The sequence below is a fragment of the Sinomicrobium weinanense genome, from assembly GCF_018863395.1.
In the GTDB taxonomy this organism is placed as follows: Bacteria; Bacteroidota; Bacteroidia; order Flavobacteriales; family Flavobacteriaceae; genus Sinomicrobium; species Sinomicrobium weinanense.
On the sequence record NZ_JAHKRR010000003.1, the window covers coordinates 398,863 to 419,716 of the forward strand.

The 20,854-nt window shown below is 46.0% G+C and carries 20 protein-coding genes; 9 read left to right on the forward strand and 11 right to left on the reverse strand.

All coding sequences use genetic code 11. The features are described 5' to 3' along the window. Positions 1 to 37: 37 nt before the first annotated feature. The 3 genes from KN811_RS11240 to KN811_RS11250 form a co-directional block, all read right to left on the reverse strand. Positions 38 to 763 (reverse strand): tRNA1(Val) (adenine(37)-N6)-methyltransferase, encoded by a 726-nt coding sequence (locus tag KN811_RS11240; RefSeq protein WP_187964605.1) that lies wholly within the window; start codon positions 761 to 763, stop codon positions 38 to 40. Positions 764 to 847: 84 nt separating this feature from the next. Further along, complete coding sequence (gene rimM, locus KN811_RS11245) at positions 848 to 1,372, reverse strand: ribosome maturation factor RimM (protein WP_187964606.1); 525 nt, start codon at positions 1,370 to 1,372, stop codon at positions 848 to 850. A gap of 13 nt (positions 1,373 to 1,385) precedes the next feature. Then, the gene (locus tag KN811_RS11250) at positions 1,386 to 2,018 is read right to left on the reverse strand and encodes a 30S ribosomal protein S16 (protein ID WP_187964607.1); all 633 of its coding nucleotides are present in this window, start codon (positions 2,016 to 2,018) and stop codon (positions 1,386 to 1,388) included. A gap of 191 nt (positions 2,019 to 2,209) precedes the next feature. On the opposite strand from KN811_RS11250, the gene KN811_RS11255 reads away from it, so the two are divergent. Together KN811_RS11255 and KN811_RS11260 are read left to right on the forward strand one after the other, a co-directional pair. Continuing rightward, the gene (locus tag KN811_RS11255; protein ID WP_187964608.1) at positions 2,210 to 3,160 is read left to right on the forward strand and encodes a 2-hydroxyacid dehydrogenase; all 951 of its coding nucleotides are present in this window, start codon (positions 2,210 to 2,212) and stop codon (positions 3,158 to 3,160) included. Between the two features lie 93 nt (positions 3,161 to 3,253). Beyond that, positions 3,254 to 3,625 carry a TM2 domain-containing protein gene (locus tag KN811_RS11260; RefSeq protein WP_187964609.1) on the forward strand — a complete coding sequence of 124 codons (372 nt, stop codon included), beginning with the start codon at positions 3,254 to 3,256 and terminating at the stop codon, positions 3,623 to 3,625. Positions 3,626 to 3,811: 186 nt separating this feature from the next. Here KN811_RS11260 and KN811_RS11265 read toward each other — a convergent pair whose 3' ends face one another. Together KN811_RS11265 and KN811_RS11270 are read right to left on the reverse strand one after the other, a co-directional pair. Then, entirely contained in the window at positions 3,812 to 5,617 is a 1,806-nt protein-coding gene (locus KN811_RS11265) for a cytochrome-c peroxidase (RefSeq protein WP_187964610.1), read from the reverse strand. Continuing rightward, a complete protein-coding gene (locus KN811_RS11270) occupies positions 5,618 to 7,093 on the reverse strand; it encodes a PhoX family protein (protein ID WP_187964611.1) in 1,476 nt (491 codons plus the stop codon). A gap of 298 nt (positions 7,094 to 7,391) precedes the next feature. Between KN811_RS11270 and KN811_RS11275 the strand changes: the two genes are divergently transcribed. The 5 genes from KN811_RS11275 (at position 7,392) to KN811_RS11295 (ending at position 11,425) form a co-directional block, all read left to right on the forward strand. After that, entirely contained in the window at positions 7,392 to 8,390 is a 999-nt protein-coding gene (locus KN811_RS11275) for an ABC transporter ATP-binding protein (protein ID WP_187964612.1), read from the forward strand. A gap of 67 nt (positions 8,391 to 8,457) precedes the next feature. Continuing rightward, complete coding sequence (locus tag KN811_RS11280; RefSeq protein ID WP_187964613.1) at positions 8,458 to 9,192, forward strand: lysophospholipid acyltransferase family protein; 735 nt, start codon at positions 8,458 to 8,460, stop codon at positions 9,190 to 9,192. Between the two features lie 7 nt (positions 9,193 to 9,199). Then, positions 9,200 to 10,189 carry an acyl-ACP desaturase gene (locus KN811_RS11285; RefSeq protein WP_187964614.1) on the forward strand — a complete coding sequence of 330 codons (990 nt, stop codon included), beginning with the start codon at positions 9,200 to 9,202 and terminating at the stop codon, positions 10,187 to 10,189. Between the two features lie 75 nt (positions 10,190 to 10,264). Next, positions 10,265 to 10,918: an HD domain-containing protein gene (locus KN811_RS11290; RefSeq protein ID WP_187964615.1), complete on the forward strand. Its 654-nt coding sequence runs from the start codon at positions 10,265 to 10,267 to the stop codon at positions 10,916 to 10,918. 42 nt (positions 10,919 to 10,960) lie between these two features. Continuing rightward, the gene (locus KN811_RS11295; RefSeq protein WP_187964616.1) at positions 10,961 to 11,425 is read left to right on the forward strand and encodes a hypothetical protein; all 465 of its coding nucleotides are present in this window, start codon (positions 10,961 to 10,963) and stop codon (positions 11,423 to 11,425) included. Here KN811_RS11295 and KN811_RS11300 read toward each other — a convergent pair. Together KN811_RS11300 and KN811_RS11305 are read right to left on the reverse strand one after the other, a co-directional pair. Then, entirely contained in the window at positions 11,422 to 12,495 is a 1,074-nt protein-coding gene (locus tag KN811_RS11300; protein WP_187964617.1) for a PA0069 family radical SAM protein, read from the reverse strand. The genes KN811_RS11295 and KN811_RS11300 overlap by 4 nt on opposite strands. 111 nt (positions 12,496 to 12,606) lie before the next feature. Then, positions 12,607 to 14,172 carry a glycine--tRNA ligase gene (locus tag KN811_RS11305; protein ID WP_187964618.1) on the reverse strand — a complete coding sequence of 522 codons (1,566 nt, stop codon included), beginning with the start codon at positions 14,170 to 14,172 and terminating at the stop codon, positions 12,607 to 12,609. A 206-nt stretch (positions 14,173 to 14,378) separates the two neighbouring features. On the opposite strand from KN811_RS11305, the gene KN811_RS11310 reads away from it, so the two are divergent. Beyond that, a complete protein-coding gene (locus KN811_RS11310) occupies positions 14,379 to 15,098 on the forward strand; it encodes a ComF family protein (protein WP_247716472.1) in 720 nt (239 codons plus the stop codon). 49 nt (positions 15,099 to 15,147) lie between these two features. Further along, on the forward strand, positions 15,148 to 16,824 hold the full coding sequence (locus KN811_RS11315; RefSeq protein ID WP_187964619.1) for an Ig-like domain-containing domain: 1,677 nt from the start codon (positions 15,148 to 15,150) through the stop codon (positions 16,822 to 16,824). 9 nt (positions 16,825 to 16,833) lie between these two features. Here the strand turns inward: KN811_RS11315 and KN811_RS11320 are convergent, their stop codons facing one another. From KN811_RS11320 to KN811_RS11335, 4 genes are all read right to left on the reverse strand, one after another. Further along, positions 16,834 to 17,607 (reverse strand): amidohydrolase, encoded by a 774-nt coding sequence (locus KN811_RS11320; RefSeq protein WP_187964620.1) that lies wholly within the window; start codon positions 17,605 to 17,607, stop codon positions 16,834 to 16,836. 134 nt (positions 17,608 to 17,741) lie between these two features. Further along, positions 17,742 to 18,287, reverse strand: coding sequence for an ORF6N domain-containing protein (locus KN811_RS11325; RefSeq protein ID WP_187964621.1), 546 nt, complete (start codon positions 18,285 to 18,287; stop codon positions 17,742 to 17,744). 65 nt (positions 18,288 to 18,352) lie between these two features. Further along, entirely contained in the window at positions 18,353 to 18,895 is a 543-nt protein-coding gene (locus KN811_RS11330; RefSeq protein ID WP_187964622.1) for an ORF6N domain-containing protein, read from the reverse strand. A gap of 11 nt (positions 18,896 to 18,906) precedes the next feature. Next, positions 18,907 to 20,850 (reverse strand): DUF5689 domain-containing protein, encoded by a 1,944-nt coding sequence (locus KN811_RS11335; RefSeq protein ID WP_216334822.1) that lies wholly within the window; start codon positions 20,848 to 20,850, stop codon positions 18,907 to 18,909. Between the last annotated feature and the right edge of the window lie 4 nt (positions 20,851 to 20,854).

The window sequence follows — 20,854 nt, forward strand, 5'->3', positions numbered from 1 at the left end:
ATAAGAACCGGAGTTATGGCGGGCGGAAACAGACCGGTTACATTTTAAGGTAAAAATCACGGGTGAGGTTTACATACTTTTCAGTGTATTGATGCCTGCCTTTTTCGATGGTCAACTCATCGACAAATGTTTCTTTTTGTTTGAAAGAGAATGCAAGCAGTGATCTTTTGATCTCAGCTCCATCCCCTTCTTCAGCCCCCCTTACCCTGGTGATCCTGTACGGGAACAGGCGATATTGCTCCGCCAGTTTCCCGAAACCTTCTTCCTCGCGATACGGGATAATGACATTGAAACTGCCTTCTTCCGAAAGCAGGGAAGACACACACTCCAGCAATTCCCTGAAAGGAAGCGATGCGGCAGACCGGGCCATATCGCGTTGTTTGTCGCCGGTAGATATATTTTCGGTATAAAAAGGAGGATTGGAGACAATAAGATCGTAGGTATCATCGATCTCACCAGCAAACTCAACAATGGAAGCATGATAACAAAACAAACGGTCGTTCCAGGGAGAGTCTTCAAAATTACCGACACATTGTTCATAGGCTGCGTCCTCTATTTCCACGGCATCCACAACACCGGCATCGCTGCGTTGTGCCAGCATAAGTGCTATAAGCCCTGTTCCTGCCCCTATGTCCAGCACTGAAAAGGGATTACCGGACACATCTGCCCAAGCACCGAGCAATACACCGTCCGTCCCTACTTTCATGGCACACCGGTCCTGGTTTACGGTAAATTTCTTGAAGTGAAAAGGCTTATCTGACATAGGATAAAATTTATATTCCGGGATTACCGGGGCATGGCAAACATAAGTATCGGGAAGATCGCCGGAAAGGGCCAGGCCGGAAATTTACAGATACAGGTCAATGAGCCCTTCGGGGGTGCTCATCAGAATGGTTTTGTTATTACGGTCGACCTTTTTGATAAATTCATCATTCATAGGGATGAGTATTTCCCTGCCGTCACGGTCAATCCGAAACAGGGGCTGGGCCGTAGTATCGTTCACTCCCGCAATGAGCCCGACCTGCCCGAAACGCTCGTCCTCTACGGTAAACCCTATGACCTCGTGAAAGTAGAATTTATTGCCCGAAAGTTCGGGAAGGGCAGATAACGGGAGGTAGAGTTCACATCTCAGCAGTGCATCCGCATCTTCATCGGTGCTGACATCTTCCAACCGGAGGCGAAGCAGGTTGGATTTGTGGAGCGAAGACGCTTCAATAAAAAAAGGAACCAGGTCATTGCCTAAAGCAATGAACACTGATTCCAGTTTTTCGTACAATTCGGGTTCATCGGTATCCAGTTTTACCAGCACCTCCCCCTTAAAGCTGTATTTTTTGACAATTTTTCCGAGATAGAAGCAATCTTCTTTCTTCATCCCTTCCAAATTATTACTCTGCAGCTTCTTTCTTTTCGTCAGATGCTTCTTCACCTGCTTCAGCTTCAGGAGCAGCTTGTTCTGCCTCTGCTTCAGGAGCGGCTTGTTTTACCTCTTCTTCTGCTTCGGGGGCGGCTTCTTCGCTTACTTCAGCTTCAGGAGCAGCTTCTGCTTCTGGTGCAGCTTCTTCAACTTCGGCCGGAGCGGCTTCTGCTTTTCGCTTCTCGCTAATTTCCCTTTCTGCTTCCAGCGCCTTGGCCTTAGCTTCTTCTTTGGCTTTTGTCAGCCCTTCTTCTTTGGCCGTTACCTTACCGGTTTTTTCTTCCAGCCAGGCTTCGAATTTGGCATTGGCTTCTTCTTCGGTCAACGCGCCTTTAGCCACACCTCCAAGCAGGTGCTTTTTCAGCAGCACACCCTTGTAAGAGAGTATCCTTTTGGCTGTGTCTGAAGGCTGAGCACCGTTTTGCAACCACTTTACAGAGTTATCCACATTGAGGTCGATCTGTGCAGGATTGGTGTTCGGGTTGTATGTTCCCAGTTTTTCCAGGAATTTACCATCCCTTTTTGAGCGTGAATCCGCGGCTACGATCCAGTAAAAAGGCTTACCTTTTCTACCGTGTCTTTGCAATCTTATTCTTACAGGCATAATACATTAATTAAATGGGGTTCCCGACCCCGATTATTAATTTAAAAACTCCTTGCGAAAAGGAGGGTGCAAATATAAGGATTTTTTACGTTATTACATTCCTATAATTTATTTTCTTTTAGGACTTTACTTTTTCATCCAAAAACTTCTAATTTTGGTCTGTCTTATTTAAAAACCATAAGCACACTACATTGAAAAAAGTAAAGATACTCCATCTGGACAGCAACCATCCCCTGTTATGGGAACAATTGGAACAATCGGGTTTTGAAAACCACGAAGACCATACTTCATCCAAGGAAGAAGTGGAAGATAAAATACACCTCTATCAGGGCATTGTTATACGCAGTCGTTTTAAGATAGACCGGCAATTCCTTGACAGGGCCACGGCTTTGCAGTTTATCGCAAGAGTAGGTGCCGGCCTGGAAAATATAAACTGTGAATACGCAGCAGAAAAGGGGATTCATCTCATCGCAGCTCCGGAAGGGAACCGCAATGCCGTAGGGGAACATGCCCTGGGCATGCTGCTTTCTCTTTTTAACAATTTCAACAAGTCCCATCGGGAGATCGGTACGGGCCAATGGCTCCGGGAAGCCAACCGCGGGCACGAACTGGACGGAAAAACAGTGGGCATCATCGGGTATGGCAATATGGGAAAAGCCTTTGCTAAAAAACTCAGGGGCTTTGATACACGAATCATTTGCCACGACATCCTTCCTGGCATGAGCGATGAAAATGCCACCCAGGTTTCCCTGGGAGAATTGCAGGAACAAGCCGATGTGGTAAGCCTTCATACACCTCAGACCCCGCTCACGGAAAAAATGGTGGACCGCGACTTTATCAACGCTTTTGCCAAACCTTTCTGGCTGGTCAATACCGCCCGCGGAAAGAGCGTGGTAACACAAGATCTCGTGGATGCCCTGAAGGCCAAAAAAGTCCTGGGCGCTGCACTGGATGTGCTGGAATACGAAAAAACCTCCTTTGAGTCCCTTTTTTCAGAAGGCCGGGTACCCGGGGCTTTTCAATACCTTATGCAGGCAGATAACGTATTACTGACCCCCCATGTGGCGGGATGGACCTTTGAAAGCCATATAAAACTGGCACAGACGATCGTAGATAAAATAAGGGCATTCTACAACCTCTGATCAGGCAAAAGATAAAAAAATAAGGTGCAACGCAGGGGAATAACAAAATTTTCATATTTTTAACATTATAATCAATTCGAAATCAATCCAGTTATGAGTGAAGAAAACAAAAACGAAGAAAACAAAGAAGAAAAAGACTTCTCTGAAAAGGCCAAGGATACTGCAAAGGAAATAGGCGATGAGGCCAAAGAAACGGCCAAAGAATTCAGCAATGCTGTAAAAGAAACCGTGAGCAGCCAGGACAATAAAAAAATCCTTGCCGGGGTACTGGCCATTGTAGTAGGAGGTTTGGGTATCCATAAATTTATCCTCGGATACAATAAAGAAGGGATTATCCAGATCCTGCTGTCTTTTCTCTGTGGTATTGGTGGAATTATAGGTATAATAGAAGGCATCATCTACCTTACCAAATCAGACGAGGAGTTTTACAACACCTACCAGGCAGGTAAAAAGCCATGGTTCTAGGGAGCTCTATACTTCTTCCATGTAACCGTTTATTCCCGGGACCGGGGGAAAGCAAAAATTAATGGCCTGCCATATTTCAAACAACGACCTGGTCTCCAGCCTGATGTGCATTTCGGATCATTAAGAGCCCCGGTAATAAGAATACAAAAAAGGGATATTTCCAATACGGATATCCCTTTTTTAATTTTAGTATGTATCCGTCAATGTATTAATAAATGCAATAACATCTTCCTTTTCCTTATCGGTAAGGCCCAGGGAATCCGGGGGCAAAGTCTGGTTTTCCAGCGTTATACCTATCCCGGCCCCTCCTCCTTTGTCGTAAAACTCCATGACCTCCTCTAAAGTGGTATATACCCCGTTGTGCATATAAGGTGCAGTTTTGGCTGCATTTCTTACCGTGGGGGTCTTAAAAGCATATTTCTTTAACGCGGCTCCATACACCTGATACCTTCCCGTATCCTCGTCTATTTTTGCATTTTTCCATTTTACGGCAGCGGGCACTCCCAATACTTCCAGTTCGCTCTTGGCAAAATAGGGAGGCACCGTTCCGTTAAAAACGGGGGCGAAATGGCAGGTAGCACATTTTGCCTTTCCCATAAAAAGGTTAAACCCGTTGACCTCATTTGCTGTAAGGTTGTTTTCCACACCCGAAATATTCCTGTCGAACCTGGAATTAAAAGGTGAAAGGCTGCGTACGTAAGATGCCAGGGCATTCCGTACTGTCTTGTGGTTTATACCTCCTTTGTACACTGCTTTAAACTGCTGTTTGTATGTTTCATTGGTTTCTACATAGTCCAGGAGGTTTTTCAAGTCGGAATGAAATTCATCTTCGTTGGTCACCACATCGGTGATCTGCCCTTCGAGATTGGCCACCCTGGCGTCGTAAAACTGGGCAGCCTGCAAGCCTGAGTACAGCAGGGTGGGAGCATTACGTTGTACCGGTTTGCCTTTATTTCCCATGGATCTCATCAGCCCGTCGGTAAACGCTTTTTCCGGCTGATGGCAGGTGGCACAGTTCATCCTGTTGTCTTTAGAAAGACTTTTATCGTAAAACAAAGCCTCCCCCAGCCGGATCATATCTTCGGTGATCTCTTTTCCGTATACCGGGCCGAATTGCACCACGTTGAATGTTTCTGCCGAAAAAAGGGTGTTGGCGTTATTATTCAGTTTGGTAGACATCGGGAACGTCACACCCCAGTCCCGGACCGTCTCTTTCCAAAGCCTTATTGCAGAGTGAATGTGTTCCCGGATAAAAGTATAGCGATCAAAATCGTCAAAACTATGCGCATTTTCAAGCATTTGCGCCGAAGCTGTTAGCTGTTTTTCCCATTCTTCGTAGATCCCGGGATCGGAAAACCTGTTTTTATAAATGTGTAAATACTCCTTTAAACCATACAGGACCGCTGCGTTTTCGGGCATGGAATTACCGATAACAGGCGAGTCGAAACCGGTGATCCCCAGGGAGGCCACCCGGATCAGTGCTTCTCTGAACATCCAAAGAAAATGATGATCTTTGATGTTCTGCAAAGCTGTATTGTTTTTTTCCAGCACCAGGGTATTTACCATATTATCGGCCTGCCGGTACACCTCCCCGAGATCGGGATGTTCCTGAAAAAGTACCTCTTCTATGACCTGGAACCCCATCGGGGGGATGGCTTTACTTGCATTGTCTCCTTCTTCAACCTCAGGTAAATTGGGCTGATTGAGAGCGGAATAGGTGGTTTTCTTCAGGAAAGAAACCAGGGGCTCTATACTTTTAAAAGCATAGCGGGCCTGTTTGAACGACGCTCGTAACTGCTCCGTGTCAGAGGTGTCTCTGAGCATTTTCACGGCTTCTATCGTCTTGTCTATGCCTTGGGCATATTGCTTTTTCAGCTCGGTTTCATAATCCGTAACTGCTGTACCGGCCTCCTTTTTACACCCTCCGGATAAAAAGAGAAAGAGGCTTAGGAAATAAGCCCCTTTGATCCATTTGCAAAATAATTGATCCATTTATCTCTTTAACCCTTTCAGAACCAACATAATGCTTCCTTCATTGCTGCTGTCTTCGGGCGAACCTGCACCATCCGGGTTCAGGAAGGCATCGTTATGCCAGGAGTGCCCCTGTTGAATAAGGATAAAAGTACCATCTACACCGATGACATCCGATATATCTATCATTCCGGTAAGCTCCCATTTTCCGTAACGGTCGTCCGCAGAAGCATAACCGTTGTTTACGGCCTCGGGCAGCCTGTGACCGCTTTCCAGCACCACTTTCAGCTTTCCGGAACGCAAATTGTACTGGTAGAGATATGCGTCGTGCTCCTTGTGTATATTATCGGCATATCCGTTGGGATCTTCCTGGATATAGGCATAATTTTCAGTAACCAGGATATTGTCCGGGCTGTGGAACGTTTTTGCCGGGCCTTCCAGGTCGTCCCCGTTCAGGGCCACAGAGAGCTTTCCTTTCAGGGGATTGTCTTCGTCGAGTATCAACTTATAAGTCCTTCCGTATTTAGACCGGATATCTTCATACGCTGTCCTCCCGGTGGCATTGAAGTATATTTCCCGGTTATTTTCCGGAGAGCCTTTTCTGTAATCGATGTCCTCCACACGGTTAAACCCGGTGATCCCCTTGCTTATACATTCCGCTTCCAGGGCATCGTAGGTCCTTTCTTCCATTTCTTCAAAGGTTACGGAAAATTCCCCGCCTTCGGCCACATCGTTCGGATATATGGTATTGCCATCCATATCATCGATCTTCAGTGCATACAGTTTGCCGTTTTCCAGGTCTCCGGTCGTTTCTGAAACATACATGGCCAGTTGCCCTCCGGCATCACCTGCACTGTCGTCGCCTATAAGGACAACGGTTTTTCCGGGATAGGCATCTTTATGCAAAGGCACGGCATTCTCTACGGTCCATTGCCCCATTGCCGGTAATACGGTTCCTGCATCTGCCATAGCTGCCGGTCTTTCCGGGTCTGTGGCAAAAACATTGGTAGAAGAGCCTCCCCATTCGCCACCGCTCAGGTACAGCGGGCCAAATCCGTGTTCCTCCGGCATAACCAGGGTTCCGGAGCACTGGGCGGTGTTTGCAGTGGCTACCGAATTCAATATATATTCTCCTTTAACCGGTTTGAAAGTAGAATCGAGCGTAATACGCATTACGGAATAATCGGCTTCTGCATTGTTTATCAGGGTATAGGTACCGTCTGCATTCTTATACACTCCGGCTCCGTCGGCCATACTTCCGTAAACAAAACCGGGAGATTGTTCAAGAGTGTCTTCGGAACTCAGCAAACTGTATACTTCCAGATTGTTAAAGCCGGGTTTTTTTACCACAAGATTCGGGGTCATGGAATGGTTTTTCAGTTCTATGGCACTTCCTTTGGGAGGATTTTCTCCCCCGTCTCCGGGAACATCATCCGATATACAGGAGGACAGTATTGCCGCACAGGCCAGCAGGCTAAGTTCTTTTGGTAGCTTCATTTTTCTTCAGTTTTTTAGGATTTTAGTTGCGATTCAAAAATACGGAGCCTGTTTTAACAATTATTTAAGAGAATGTTTTGAAAAGAACAAGAATGTGTTAAGATGTGGCGGCATTGAATCAGATCTTACCGGCCAGGAGAACACCCCCCTGTCCCCTCAAGGGGGGAACTTTAGTTCTTTTCAAAGGGTGTTGTTGCTCCGGAAGGGAGTAATGGAACTCTCATGGATCAAAACTTGAAACCTGAAACTTGAAACTTTTAACAAAGCGACTATCTTTGTCTAAAATCAGGAAAAGAACATGCTAGAAGTTCAAGATATTTCCTTTCGTTTTACGGAAAACCCTGTGCTTGATGCTGTGAGTTTCAAGGCAGAACCGGGGCAGATCATATCCGTGATCGGGGAAAGCGGTTCGGGAAAAAGCACCCTGCTCCGCGCTGTATATGGCCTCCATGACCTGGAACAGGGAGAAATACGCTGGAAAGGCAAGAAAATACTGGGGCCTGCTTATAACCTCGTCCCGGGCGAATCTTACATAAAATACCTCGCCCAGGATTTTGACCTGATGCCATATACCACGGTAAGTGAAAATGTGGGGAAATTCCTGTCTAATTTCTACCCGGAAGAAAAAAAGCGACGGATAGACGAGCTGTTGGAGATGGTAGAACTTACGGAATACGCCAACTCCAGGCCCGGCAACCTCAGCGGCGGACAACAGCAGCGGGTGGCCCTGGCCCGGGCCATGGCACTGAAACCGGAACTATTATTGCTGGACGAACCATTCAGTCACATAGACAGTTTCCGGAAAAGCAAGTTGCGCAGGGACCTTTTTGCCTTCCTCCGAAAGAAACAGATCACCTGTATTATCGCTACTCACGACAGCGTGGACGCCCTGGCCCATGCCGATAAGACCCTGGTGATAAAGGACGGCAGGATCGTTCGGGAAGATTCGCCGCAACGCCTTTATCAAAACCCGGGAAGTAGCTACACCGCCTCCCTGTTCGGGGAAGTCAATGAAATTCGGCCCGATCTGCTCCTCCCCCCCGGAAATAACGGACAACCCGGCGATAAAGTCCTTGTCTATACTCATGAGCTGCACGTAGCAGAACAGTCGCACCTGAAAGTCAGGGTAAAAGAATCTTACTTCGAAGGCGGCCACTATCTCATACGGGGGTTATATCACGGGCAGGTATTGTTCTTCGATCATCCGGTGCCTCTTCCCCCGGAAAAGATCATTTATCTCAAAGCGGACGAAAAGATCGTTAAAGAAAGGCTAAATCATAAAAATAAAACCGGCTAATCTATTCAGTAAGTTATATTTGCGCGGCCAGTCCTCCGGGGAGGCCCTATTTTGTTAAACCCTTAGTATGAAAAAATTGCTGTCTTATCCCCTAACTGCCTTGTACTACCTGTGTTTCGGGATTTCACTGGTCGTATTCCACCCCATACAGTGGATCTGCCTGAACCTGTTCGGATACAGTGCACACAAAAAGAGTGTTTCCATCCTCAACCTCTTCCTGGTCCGCTGTACCAATATTCTCGGCACCACCTGTACATTCGAAAACCTGCACCTCGTTCCCGAAGGCGTACCTCTTATTATCGTTTCCAACCACCAGAGCATGTATGACATTCCGCCGATCATCTGGTATATGCGCAAGTTCCATCCCAAATTCATCAGCAAGAAGGAACTCGGCAAGGGGATACCAAGTGTCTCGTACAACCTGAGGCACGGAGGTTCTGTGCTGATAGACCGCAAAGATCCCAAACAGGCCCTTCCGGCGATAAAAAAAATGGCAGAATACATCGAAAAGCACAACCGGTCTGCTGTGATCTTCCCCGAAGGGACACGCAGTAAGAACGGTGTTCCCAGGAAATTTTCAGAAAACGGACTAAAAATACTCTGCAAATATGCAACATCCGCATACATTGTACCGTTAACCATAAATAACTCGTGGAAAATTGTTAAAAACGGTAATTTTCCCCTAACTTTGTGTAACCAAATGACCTTCACCATACAACAACCATTTGCCATCCAGAATGTTCCTTTCAAAGAAATTATGGAGAGAACGGAAAACGCTGTAAAACAAGGAATAATAATATAAAGTCATTATGTCTATTAAGAATGTTCGACTGGAAGTAATGCAGCTTCTGGAAAAAGATATTGATACCTATGTGGATAAGTTTTTGATCCCGGTCGATACGATCTGGCAACCCAGCGATTTTTTGCCCGATTCCGAAAATGAAAGTTTTATGGAAGAGGTCAGGGAATTGCGCGAACTCGCCAAGGAAATGCCCTATGATTTCTGGGTAGTGCTCGTCGGGGATACCATCACCGAAGAAGCCCTGCCCACTTACGAATCCTGGCTGATGGATGTGGAAGGCATAGACCAGATAGGACGGAACGGCTGGTCCAAATGGGTACGGCACTGGACAGGAGAAGAAAACCGCCATGGTGACGTGCTCAATAAATATCTTTACCTCTCCGGAAGGGTAAACATGAAGGAAGTGGAGCGCACCACCCACCACCTCATCAATGACGGATTTGACATCGGTACCGATACCGATCCCTACAAAAATTTTGTATACACGAGTTTTCAGGAACTGGCTACTTATATTTCGCACAACAGGGTGGCCAAACTGGCCAAAAAGTACGGCAACCTGAGGCTTTCCAAGATGTGCAAGATCATCTCCGGTGATGAAATGCGCCACCACCACGCCTACAGCGAATTTGTAAAGCGTATTTTCGAGGTAGACCCGAGCCAGATGATGCTGGCTTTCCAGTACATGATGAAACAGAAGATCACCATGCCCGCCCACTTTTTACGGGAGTCCGGACACAAGATAGGTGCGGCCTGGGAACAGTTTTCCGATTCGGCCCAGCGCGTCGGGGTATATACCGCCAACGACTATGTGGACATCATTCAAAAGCTGATCGACAAGTGGCAGATCGACAAGATGACTGACCTTACCGACGAAGCCGAAAAAGCCCGGGATTACCTGATGAAACTGCCTGCACGGATGCTCAGGGTATCCGAAAGGCTGGTCATCCCCCAGGAATCGCATATATTCAAATGGGTGGAGCCTGCAATAGCCAAGTAATATCCCCTTGTAAAACATTAAAAAACTTCTTAAAAATCCTTTCATTAACCTGGAAGGATTTTTTAATTTCACCCCATGAACAATCCCGATATCATTCCAAACACCATTGCTTTTGTAAAACAGCAATTAAAGGATGCAGAAGGCGGCCATGACTGGTTTCACATCCTAAGAGTCTACAACAATACCATGCTCATTGCCAGGAGCGAGAAAGCCGATATGCTCGTCGTGCAGTTGGGTGCCCTGCTTCACGACATCGCCGACAGTAAATTCCACAACGGTGACGAAAGTGTAGGCCCGAAAATGGCCCGGACCTTTCTCGAAAACGAAAATGCCGACCGGGAAACCATTGATCATGTAGTGAAGATCATCGAAAACATTTCCTTCAAAGGCAGTTATGGCAAATTGGCCTTCCGCTCCAGGGAACTCGATATCGTTCAGGATGCCGACAGGCTGGATGCGATAGGCGCCATCGGCATTGCCCGGGCATTCAATTACGGAGGATTCAAAAACAGGGAACTCCACAACCCGGACATTCCACCCCAACAATACAAGACCAAAGCAGCATACAAAAACAACAAGGCCCCGACGATCAACCATTTCTACGAAAAACTCCTCCTCCTGAAAGACCGGATGAACACCGAAACCGGGCGGAAAATAGCTGAAGAACGGCACCGCTTTATGGAAGATTTCCTGGAACAATTTTACGGGGAATGGGAGGGAACAAGGTAATTTTTCATTACTTTTAATGGAACTTAACTCAATTCCGAACAGATGAAAAAGCTACTTATCCCGACTTTGGCCGCCATGTCCTTCCTCCTGGCCTGCAAGAATAACACGAAAGAAAAAGAACAAAACGAGGAAAGTGTTCAGACCGAAAGCCAGGCACCGGCACCTCCTGCTACGACAAACCTGTGTTTTTTAACTACCGGAAAAGACATCGAAAGAGGCGACAGGGTGATCAGGGATTCCACGATATTGACATTGCAGCTCAAGGGCGAAAAGGTTTCCGGGATATTCAACTGGTTCCCGGCAGAAAAAGACGGAAGAAGTGGAACCATAGACGGTATCCTGAAAGACGATATGATCAGTGGAAAATATACCTTTACCCAGGAAGGGATGACAGAAACCCAGGATATCCGTATAGAAATAACAGAACAGGAAGCCAGAATAACCACCAATCCCGGCAAGCAGGGAGAATTCCTTCTTACGGCCGAAAAAACAGTCTGTAAAGATTAAAACAACTTTAACTGTCCGTCCTTGTAGCTTTCATGCAGTGAGGTATTGAGATGCGGATAGCATTTATCTGCAAAATATTTTAACCGGGCTATCCTGAACATGGAATGTATCTGCGCGGCGATCTTTCCTTCTCCGGTCATTCGCTTACCATAACGGCTGTCATTGAGATTTCCGCCGTGGCAATCCTCGATCTGGTGCAGTACCTTCTCCGCCCGGTCCGGCATGGTTTTTTGTATCCAGTCGGTAAATATCTGGCCAATGGCACCGTTGAGCCTCACGATGGTATGCCCGATGGAAACCGCTCCGTGATCTGAAGCTGCTTTAGCCAGGGGCAATACCTCATGACTGTTTATCGAAGGAATCACAGGAGCTATCATCACATTTACGGGAATGCCGTTTTCGGATAGTTTTTTTACGGTACTGAGCCGCTTTTTGATACTTGCTGTCCTGGGCTCCAATACTCTTCTGGTCTTTTCAGAAAGCGAAGTCACTGAAATACTGGCTGCGACCAGGTTGTCTTTGGCCAGTTCGGTCAGGATATCAAGGTCACGGGTGATCAGGGCATTCTTGGTGATGATCCCTACCGGATGTTTGTACTTCAAAAATACTTTCAGGCATTCGCGGGTAATTAAAAATTGTTGTTCCGCAGGCTGGTAACAATCGGTATTACCGGACAACATTATGGCATGCGCCTTCCAGTTTTTGCTTTTCAGCTTTTCTTCCAGCAGTTTCGGAGCATTTTCCTTGATAAGAATACGCCGTTCAAAGTCCAGCCCTGGGCTGTAACCCCAATATTCATGGCTGTTCCTGGCATAGCAGTAAATACAGCCGTGCTCACAGCCCTGGTAGGGATTCATCGAGTAGCCCATGCCTACATCGGGACTGTCTACCTTATTGACTATGGTTTTAGGGAATACCCGGATATATTGCGTCTTGTTGTCATCGGCCTCATCGCCTTCCAGCCGGCAGTATTCCAGAAAATCGTCCCGCATTTCATGAGACATTTCCAGAAACCTGTTCCGCACATTCTGCTGCGCACCCCTACCTTTTATGTAAGCATCCTTTTCCACTCTTTAAAATTACGAAATCGGGCTGTGGAAAAATGTTAAAATACGGAAGGGTTATCAACAGGAGTACAAAGTATCAAGTACAAAGTAAAAACACTTCTAACTTCGTACTGATCAAATGCTGTTCATTGCCATTTGGTCCATGCGCATCAGCCAGGTCCGCATATCGGTCTCTTTGAGGACAATTCCCCTTAATTCTTCGATCGCTACGCGTTGCTGTTCCATCGTGTCGCGGTGGCGCATGGTTACCGTATGGTCTTCCAGGGTCTGGTGGTCTACGGTAATGCAAAAAGGTGTTCCGGCGGCGTCTTGCCTTCTGTATCTTCGGCCCACGGCATCCTTGTCGTCATATTTCACCATAAAATCCCACTTCAGGTCATCTACGATCTTGCGGGCAATTTCCGGCAGGCCGTCCTTTTTCACCAGGGGCAGTACTGCCGCTTTATATGGCGCGAGTACCGCAGGTATTTTGAGTACGATCCTGCTAGTACCGTTTTCCAGTTCTTCATCCTGAAGCGAATTGGAAAATACGGCGAGGAACATACGGTCCAGGCCAATGGAAGTTTCTACCACATAAGGCACATAGCTTTCGTTGAGTTCGGGATCGAAATACTGCAATTTCTTTCCGGAGAATTCTTCGTGCTTGCTCAGGTCAAAATCTGTGCGGGAGTGAATCCCTTCGAGTTCCTTGAACCCGAACGGGAACTTAAATTCTATATCAGTGGCCGCATCGGCATAGTGGGCCAGCTTTTCGTGATCGTGAAAACGGTAATTTTCTTCTCCCATACCGAGAGAAAGATGCCATTTCATACGGTTTTCTTTCCAGGAGTCATACCATTTTTTCTGCTCTCCGGGACGCACAAAGAATTGCATTTCCATCTGTTCGAACTCCCGTTGGCGGAAGATGAACTGACGTGCCACGATCTCGTTGCGGAACGCTTTCCCGGTCTGTGCTATTCCAAATGGTATTTTCATTCTTCCCGTTTTCTGTACATTGAGAAAGTTTACAAAAATACCCTGTGCCGTTTCCGGGCGAAGGTAGAGGTCCATCGCACTGTCTGCAGATGCTCCCAGTTTAGTGCCGAACATCAGGTTGAACTGCTTTACATCCGTCCAGTTTTTAGAACCGGTTTCGGGATCTGCAATGCCCAGTTCCTCGATCAGGGCCTTTACATCGGCCAGGTCTTCTTTTTCCAGTGATCTTCCGAGACGCTTGAGGATGGTATCGGCTTTTTCCTGATAATCCTTCACCCTTCCATTGGTAGCCAGAAACTGTTCCTTGTCAAAGGTCTCTCCAAAACGTTTTTCGGCCTTGGCGACTTCTTTGTCTATCTTGGCCTCTATTTTGGCCGCATAATCTTCCACCAGCACATCGGCCCTGTAACGTTTCTTGGAATCCTTGTTGTCTATGAGCGGATCATTAAAGGCATCCACGTGCCCGGAGGCCTTCCACGTAGTGGGGTGCATAAATATCGCAGCGTCTATACCCACAATATTTTCGTGCATCTGCACCATGGCTTTCCACCAGTATTCGCGGATGTTCTTTTTAAGCTCTGCCCCGTTCTGTGCATAGTCGTACACTGCACTGAGGCCGTCGTATATTTCGCTTGAGGGGAATATATAACCGTATTCCTTTGCGTGTGATATTACCTTCTTGAAATGTTCGTCTTGATTTGCCATGTCGCAAAAATAGAATTTTTAGCTGCAAAAAATACAGTATTCCAGGTGAAAAAAGACGGTTTCGGCATTATTTTTTGTTACAGGGTACGAGTGTCCGGGTATTCGGGTGTACGGGTATATGTAAATCAGAGGAATACCACTCGCAGAACCGAACACTCATAAACCCGAACACCTCATTACTAAACTTTCCTTTATATTCCCTACATTTGAAATATAAAACCCTGAATGTGATCTCTCCTGCCCGCATCTTCGGCGATATTTACAATCTGCTGTTTCCCGAAACATGCCCGGGCTGTTCTGCCTGTTTATCCCCGAATGAAAGTATTCTCTGCACTACATGCAGGCATCAGCTCCCCGTAACGGACCATCACCTTCTTCGCGGCAATCCGGTAGAAAAGATATTCTACGGCAGGGTAAAGGTAGAATTTGCCTCTGCTTTTCTCCCCTTCCGGAAAAAAGGGATCGCCAGGCAGCTTATTCATCACCTCAAATACAAAGGCCGCGAGGACATCGGCGAATTCCTGGGAAAATGGTATGGTTCCTGCCTGAGTGAAAGCCCGCTTGCAGGAGATGTGGATATGGTGATTCCCGTTCCGTTACATCCCAAAAAGCAACGAAAAAGAGGATATAACCAGGTTTCCTCCTTTGCCAAATCTATTGCAGATGCCCTGCAGGTGACCTACCGGGAAGACATTTTGGTAAAAACCGTCAACACCAGCACACAGACTTTTAAAGGAAAGCTGGCCCGCTGGAAAGAGAACAACAGCATTTTCGACACCCGCCAGAACATTCAGTTGCAGCCCTGTCATATCCTCCTTACAGACGACGTGATAACCACAGGCTCTACCCTGGAACACTGCGTTCGCGCATTACAAAAACACGGGAATGTTAAAGTGAGCATCATCACTATGGCCGTCACTGTATAGTTTTTAAAAATAATCGTTACTTTGTCAGGCGATAAACAAGTATTTCTGCATGAGAGAAAAGGCTATAAATACAGGATTGTTTTTATTTCTCTTCCTGACCCTGTTGAACTGTGCCAAAAGAGGGACGCCAACAGGTGGCGAAAAGGACATAACCCCTCCCAAAATGATATCTGCCGAGCCGGATACATCGAGCATTAATTTCAAGGGAAAAAGAATACGTATCTATTTTGATGAGTACATAAAGCTCAAGGATATCCAGAAACAGCTCATCATTTCCCCGCCTATGAAAACCACTCCCCAGATCATGCCACAGGGGACCGCCGGTAAATATGTTGATATAAAGATCGTCGATACACTAAAAGAAAACACCACCTACGTATTTAACTTCGGACAGAGTATTGTAGACAATAATGAAGAAAACCCGTATTCGTTCTTCAAATATGTCTTCTCTACCGGCGATTATGTAGACTCCCTCACCGTTAACGGATATGTAACGGATGCCATCCAGAAAAAGCCCGACGATTTTGTGTCTGTGCTCCTCTATGAAATAGATTCTACCTACAACGATTCCATTGTCTATAAAAAGCTGCCCACCTACATCACCAATACACTCGATAGCACCAGTACTTTCCAGATATCCAATATAAAAGCGGGCAAATACATGCTTATCGGGTTAAAAGACAACTCGGGAACAAACACCTATGCCCCCAAGACAGACAAAATAGCATTTATCAGTGATTTTATAGAAGTCCCGACCGATTCGGTCTACCGGCTCAACCTTTTTCAGAGCAATTCGTATTACCGTTCGGCAAGACCTGTACTTGCAGCCAAGAACAGGATTATTTTCGGGTATGAAGGCAATGGCGACAGCATAAATATCGATATGCTTTACCCCACACCTCCACCGGATTACAAATACAGGATTCTAAAGGACAAGGAAAAAGACACCCTGCACTATTGGTTTACAGGGGTAGAGGCCGATTCCCTGATCTTTCAGATCACAAATCCGCCGGTTATGGTAAGGGACACCTTTACCGTTAAGATAAAAGAACTGTATAATGATACGCTGGCCCTCTCGGCTGCCCAGAAAGGGGACCTGTCTTTCAAAAAACCGTTTGCCATTAGCTCCACTACACCTATTACTGCGGTCACCAAGGAGCGGATTACAATACTGAACAAGGATTCGGTACCCGTAGACTTCAATCCGGAGATCGATGAAAAGGAAAACCTGCTTCATTTAAAGTGGGAGGTACTTCCGAATGAAAACTACCTGGTTACCCTGCTCCCCGAAGCCATAGAAGATATGTTCGGGGAACACAACGACACAGTCAGTTATGCACTGCGTACCAAGAGTTTTGCCGACTACGGTAATCTGAGGATAACCCTCCCGAATGCGGATTCTTTTCCTTTGATCATACAACTTACCACAGAAAAGGGAGAGGTGAAGGATGAAATTTATGCCACTGAAGCACGGGAATATTACGAATTCGACAACCTCAATCCGGGGAAATATCTCTTACGCGTTATTTTTGACGAAAACAAAAACAGAAAATGGGATACCGGGAACTACCTGGACCACCTGCAACCGGAGAGGGTAAGCCATCTTCCGGATGTCCTGAACATTAAGGCCAACTGGGATATGGAACAGGAGTTCATCCTGCTCGATCCTGCTCCGCCCGTTCCTGAAGTACCGGAAAAAGACAGTATTCCAACCGGTGGGGAATAGATTATCCTTTTACGAAATCGTAAACCTGTCCCTGTCTTCCAGAAACCGGAGTTTATTGCGATAGTGCGTTATCTTTTCACGTTCCAGCGTAGCGTAAATGATCTCTTCCCGGTCAGAAAATGCGATCTCTTCGCCCAGGACTCCGTAAACAGCTGAATGACCAGGGTATTTGTGTCCGTTCTGGTCCTGGCCTACCCGGTTTACACCCAGGCAATAGCACAGGTTTTCCACAGCTCTTGCCCGCAACAGCGTGTCCCAGGCACTTATTCTCGGCAAAGGCCAGTTGGCAACGAAAAGCAGGGCATCATAGGCTTCCGTATTCCTTGCCCACACCGGAAAACGCAGGTCGTAACAGATCATCGGGCAGAGTTTCCATCCTTTGTATTCCACGATAAGGCGTTTTTTTCCGGTATCATACACCTTGTCTTCTCCGGCCAGCGTAAAGGTATGCCTCTTGTCGTAATATTCCACTTTCCCGTCCGGATGTGCAAACAACAAGCGGTTGTAACATTTCCCGTTTTCTGTTATAACCACACTTCCGGTAATTGCCACATCACTGGCCATTGCCACTTCCCTGATCCAAGTCAGGGTTTTTCCTTCCATGTTTTCGGCCACCCGTTCGGGATGCATGGTAAAACCGGAGGTAAACATTTCGGGCAATACAGCCAGGTTGGTATCTTCCTCCAGCTCTTCTATTTTTTTCTGCAGTACTTTCCTGTTCGCTTCAGGGTCTTCCCAGGTCAAGGGAGTTTGTATAAGTGCTGTTTTGATATGCGCATTCATAAATAAAACTGTTCTTCATAATACAACCCCAAGTTACAACAATCTTTCATCTCAATGAATGATAGTTTTCCGTATTTTCGATACCGAAACATCATCATTCCCCTTTTTTTAATATCGAAATAATTCCAACTCCTTTATTTTCTATTAGTTTTGAAGCCGACCCGGGGACGGGGTACGGGGTTTTCCTTCTTCTCTATGAGTTCGTCCAAATAACTAAACACCAGTTCTATATTCTTGCTATGGCTGGACAGCTTTTTCTTGATCTCCTCGATCTCCAGTTTTAGATTTACAGTATCGGTCAAAGCCTGCCGGAGTTTGGTAAAAACCCGGATAATCCGGATATTCACTTTAATGGCCGTAGGACTGTTCAATACGCTCGATAGCATAGCTACTCCCTGTTCGGTAAAACAAAACGGGACATAGCGCAAGCCCATCTTATCAGAAGAATTGGAGGTACCAAATTGGCACCTCCAATTTTCGAACTCTTCCTTTGTCATTTCGAACATAAAATCCTCAGGAAAGCGGTCCATATTCCTTCTTACCTGTCGCTTCAATTGCTTGGTATCTATATCGTAAAGCCCGGACAGATCCCTGTCCAGCATTACTTTTTGCCCCCTAATAAAATAGATCTTGCTAATTACTACTTCCTCCAAAATGCTTAGTTCTTGTTTTTTACTCATATCACTTTTCTTTATCTTGCCCCTAACCTGCTTATTATTTATGGATATGCAAGATGTTTTGATGACTAATCCCTACCGGCTTTGAAACCAACCCGGGGACGGAAGGTGGCATTTTCTTTTTTCTCCATGAGTTCGTCCAGGTAGCTAAAGACCAACCCTATGTTCTTGCTTTGGTTGGATAACTTTTTCTTGATCTCTTCGATCTCCAGTTTTAGGCTTAAGGTGTCGGTCAAATTCTGCCGGAGTTTTGTAAAAACCCGAATAATTCTGATATTCACAGCTATGGCACGGTCACTGTTCAATATACAGGATAGCATTGTCACCCCTTGTTCGGTAAAACAAAAAGGTGCATAACGCAAGCCTTTCTGGTCAGCTTTGGAGGTCACAAATTGTGACCTCCAACTTTCAAACTCTGCTTTGGTCATTTTAAACATAAAATCCTCCGGGAAACGTTTCATATTTCTTTTCACAGCTTGTTTTAACACTCTGGTCTCCACTCCATAAAGTGCAGCCAGATCCCGGTCCAACATTACTTTCTGATCTCTTATGAAGTAGATCTTGCCGATTACTACTTCATCCGGAATGCTTAATTCTTGCTCTTTGCTCATACCATTTTTCTCTATCTTATGCCTAACCCGCTAATATTGTCCTGAGGGTATTCTTCCCATTCATTTTCATTATACGAAATGTTGGGTACAGAAATATCCGTTTTCCTGCGGAGTGTTTTATCCACCCCCCAATTCTCCCCTCCCGGAATGCCCATGTGATCAATGATGTTGTTGTTTTTCATTAATACGACCTGGTCGTTTCCATTAAATCCAAGGGCGCTACCATGTGTATCCGTAATTTCTCCCTGAAATATTTCTGCCCTTGAATGCGCATATACTGCAATTTCACCGGGAGCAATGTTCCCCGAGAGGTTTAAAGTGTATTCGTAATTTCCGTCCCCGTCATAATCCCTGCCCAGGACATAGCCACTCATATCGATATTTACATCGGCAGCATTATAGATCTCTATGTATTTGTTATAACCTGAACCTTCCGCATATTCCGTGATCATCAGGTTGGTTCCGCCCAGGCAATCTTCATAGTCTTCTGTAAAATAAATATCATCCGGATTCCTTATTCGCAAATGATATTCATTCTTGTTTTTGGATATGATCCCCGTAATGCTTCCCTTTTTGCTACTTACCGTATCCCCGGCAAAGACCGCTTCTTCCCGGGTAAACATTTTTAATTCATCTGTACAGTCGGTAAGTGTCTGAATACCGGAATAAGTGACACCCGGGGTTTCGAACTGTATATTCCCTATCGTCACCAGCCTGCTCTCATAGACATTAAGGCTATCGGACAGGGATATACTTTCCGGTTCCGGCAGTGTTCCAGGTACTGCGGATATTATATTTTCAGGGGGAATGTTCTTTATGTAGAGGAGGTCATTTATTTCTTCCAAAGTAGTATTTAAAAGTGTGAGCTCCACCTCATCTCCAAGATCGAGCGCGTGTTCTGAAGTAAATTCACAGACGATTCCCGAAGTTTTGTCCTGTATGACGGCGGTGAGACTGTCTGTATTTTTAAAATTCCGGTCCGATATCACCGTGGCCCTGACCTTTATATTTTCAGAAATATTCACAGCTTTTCCCTGGTACATCGCCCTGACATAACCCAATGTAGCATTTGCACCGGGTGGATTGCAGGAATAAACCACTCCGCCACAACGCCCATCATTCAGTTTTATATCGTTCGTGTCGCGGATGATTAACTGGTATTTGTTATTGTATTTACCCAATACCGCTGTGACCGTTCCGTTTCCCCGCGGTAGTATTTCCGGCTGAAAATCGGCATATCCACTGTTACGAAGAATGATTTCCTGTTCATTGCAATCCCTTAGTACCCTGTCTGTACCATTTTCTCCGGCTACGGCATAGGGTTGACACATATCTTCGGGGGATATTTCCATATTATTGAGTTGAATCAGGGTATTTATCATTTCATCATTCAAGGCTTCTATGGTGGTCATTTCCGGGACAATTTCTCCCGGCTCGTCACAGGACACAAAAATATGTTCGTTCACCTGCGAAGCCGGGAGCCTGCCTACGGAAAGGGTGCCTCCTGCATTGGTAAACACTCCGCCCGCCTTAAACACTCCCCGGCTTTTTCCGAGGTACATTCCCTTTAACCGGATAAGCACTTTTTTCCCTACGGGATAAAGAAGGTGGTAATCTCTCACATCAATATCAACCTGAAAACCTTCCTTCGGGTGTTCCGGTTGATCCTGGAGGTGCAGCGTACCGTAGAAGTTGCCTGTTTTATCATTGGAAATGACATATCCTTCAATGATAAGGTCTTCTGTGATCCGGATCACTTCGTCTTTGTACAATTCCCTGATCCCGGCAAAAGTAGTATTGGCCTTTAAACTGTCTTCCTCACAGGAGGTTGCCGGGGCTTTGTAAGTATTATCTATACATCCCGATATTAAAATAGTAGCGATCACTGATAATTTTATCCAGGCCCGACATAAATAAGCCCTTCCGGATGACATGTGCCCAGGGCAAATGAACATAATA

Bases quoted from the DNA above. Each gene is read 5' to 3' on its own strand.
- KN811_RS11295 (WP_187964616.1), top strand. From the start codon at position 10,961: ATGAAAAAGCTACTTATCCCGACTTTGGCCGCCATGTCCTTCCTCCTG.
- KN811_RS11280 (WP_187964613.1), top strand. From the start codon at position 8,458: ATGAAAAAATTGCTGTCTTATCCCCTAACTGCCTTGTACTACCTGTGT.
- rimM (WP_187964606.1), bottom strand. From the start codon at position 1,372: ATGAAGAAAGAAGATTGCTTCTATCTCGGAAAAATTGTCAAAAAATAC.
- KN811_RS11265 (WP_187964610.1), bottom strand. From the start codon at position 5,617: ATGGATCAATTATTTTGCAAATGGATCAAAGGGGCTTATTTCCTAAGC.
- KN811_RS11305 (WP_187964618.1), bottom strand. From the start codon at position 14,172: ATGGCAAATCAAGACGAACATTTCAAGAAGGTAATATCACACGCAAAG.
- KN811_RS11260 (WP_187964609.1), top strand. From the start codon at position 3,254: ATGAGTGAAGAAAACAAAAACGAAGAAAACAAAGAAGAAAAAGACTTC.
- KN811_RS11325 (WP_187964621.1), bottom strand. From the start codon at position 18,287: ATGAGTAAAAAACAAGAACTAAGCATTTTGGAGGAAGTAGTAATTAGC.
- KN811_RS11290 (WP_187964615.1), top strand. From the start codon at position 10,265: ATGAACAATCCCGATATCATTCCAAACACCATTGCTTTTGTAAAACAG.
- KN811_RS11240 (WP_187964605.1), bottom strand. From the start codon at position 763: ATGTCAGATAAGCCTTTTCACTTCAAGAAATTTACCGTAAACCAGGAC.
- KN811_RS11285 (WP_187964614.1), top strand. From the start codon at position 9,200: ATGTCTATTAAGAATGTTCGACTGGAAGTAATGCAGCTTCTGGAAAAA.
- KN811_RS11275 (WP_187964612.1), top strand. From the start codon at position 7,392: ATGCTAGAAGTTCAAGATATTTCCTTTCGTTTTACGGAAAACCCTGTG.
- KN811_RS11315 (WP_187964619.1), top strand. From the start codon at position 15,148: ATGAGAGAAAAGGCTATAAATACAGGATTGTTTTTATTTCTCTTCCTG.
- KN811_RS11335 (WP_216334822.1), bottom strand. From the start codon at position 20,850: ATGTTCATTTGCCCTGGGCACATGTCATCCGGAAGGGCTTATTTATGT.
- KN811_RS11250 (WP_187964607.1), bottom strand. From the start codon at position 2,018: ATGCCTGTAAGAATAAGATTGCAAAGACACGGTAGAAAAGGTAAGCCT.
- KN811_RS11270 (WP_187964611.1), bottom strand. From the start codon at position 7,093: ATGAAGCTACCAAAAGAACTTAGCCTGCTGGCCTGTGCGGCAATACTG.
- KN811_RS11320 (WP_187964620.1), bottom strand. From the start codon at position 17,607: ATGAATGCGCATATCAAAACAGCACTTATACAAACTCCCTTGACCTGG.
- KN811_RS11330 (WP_187964622.1), bottom strand. From the start codon at position 18,895: ATGAGCAAAGAGCAAGAATTAAGCATTCCGGATGAAGTAGTAATCGGC.